General features: G+C 41.5%; 1 protein-coding gene. It reads right to left on the bottom strand.

Going from position 1 to position 1,206, the window contains the following annotated elements:
- Positions 1–164: 164 nt before the first annotated feature.
- Complete coding sequence (locus QQK21_RS21145) at positions 165–1,196, bottom strand: IS110 family RNA-guided transposase (RefSeq protein ID WP_348541511.1); 1,032 nt, start codon at positions 1,194–1,196, stop codon at positions 165–167.
- Between the last annotated feature and the right edge of the window lie 10 nt (positions 1,197–1,206).

Here is a 1,206-nt window from a genome sequence, read left to right on the forward strand (position 1 = left end):
CGGTTTCTGTTGGGGGAGCTACCCCCTAACCTTTGATGTTTGCGCACCTACTGACCTATTCAGTTAGGCAGTTTTTGAAAACATTACACTTCGGTCAGGTTCTCAGTAGGTTGGTCTTACCTATTATGCATCATCATTTTGTAAAATTTGGTACTGCGTTAAACTTAAACTGTTGCTGGTATTGATTGATATTTTGTCTCATAGCGAAGCATTGCCCACGCGGTTCTAACCGTCTTATTTGCTAATGCAATACAGGCTCGTTTAAAGCCAATCCTCTTGACCAGTTCAATTAACCAAGCCTGTTTCTGGGTAGTAGGAATTTCAGGAAGTCTAGCAAGATAGGACATCGCACCTAAGTAGAGTAATGAGCGTAGATCCTTTACTCCACCAGTTTTGTTAATCCCAAGCATTATAGTTTTACCACCAGAGCTATGTTGTTTTGGAGTTAAGCCAACGAACGCTGAGGCTTGCCGACCATTTTTAAACTGATCGCCATTGCCTAATGTGACATACAGCATTGACGCTGTTGTTTCAGCTATCCCTTCTAACTCCATTAATCTACGACATGGTTCAATCTGTCGAGTAAGAGCGTTTTTGGTTTTTTCTAACTGCTTCAACTCTGATTTTAGATTGAGGTATTGTTGCCACATCATTGTAATCGTTGTAGCCAATGGTGCTGGCATTTCGGACTGTCCATCAAGGACTGAGGTAACTGATTTTTTTAGACCGATTTCTCCTTTAGCATTAACAACACCATACTCAAGAATGATCGCACGAATATGCTGGCCTATGGAAACCATAGAACGAGTTAATAACTGACGACTTGTTTCAAGAGAATGAAGTCCTTGCTGGTCAATTGTTTTGGGCTTACTGTACTTAAGACCAATTTGTAGTGCGGCATTCGCTACAGCTAACGCATCATTCGCGTCAGTTTTATGACCTTCAAGATAGCCTTTGACTTTCTTTGGGTTAATGATTCGCACATCGTGACTAAACCGTTCAGCGAAACGTCCCCAATAATGGCAGCTAGCACATCCTTCAACAGCCACAATAGAAGGCTTAGCCGTTGCCAAAAATTCTTTAAGTTTTTGCCTGCTCATAGCTTTGTTACTCAGTAGTTCTCCATGGATACTGATATGACAAACTTGAAAGACACTTTTCGCTAGGTCTATACCGATCACGTTACTATTTAGCATGCTGGAAGCC

Origin of the sequence: Vibrio zhanjiangensis (genome assembly GCF_030161235.1) — a bacterium.
GTDB lineage: Bacteria > Pseudomonadota > Gammaproteobacteria > Enterobacterales > Vibrionaceae > Vibrio > Vibrio zhanjiangensis.

Coding starts and splice junctions, on each gene's coding strand:
- QQK21_RS21145 (WP_348541511.1), bottom strand. CDS start 1,196: ATGCTAAATAGTAACGTGATCGGTATAGACCTAGCGAAAAGTGTCTTT.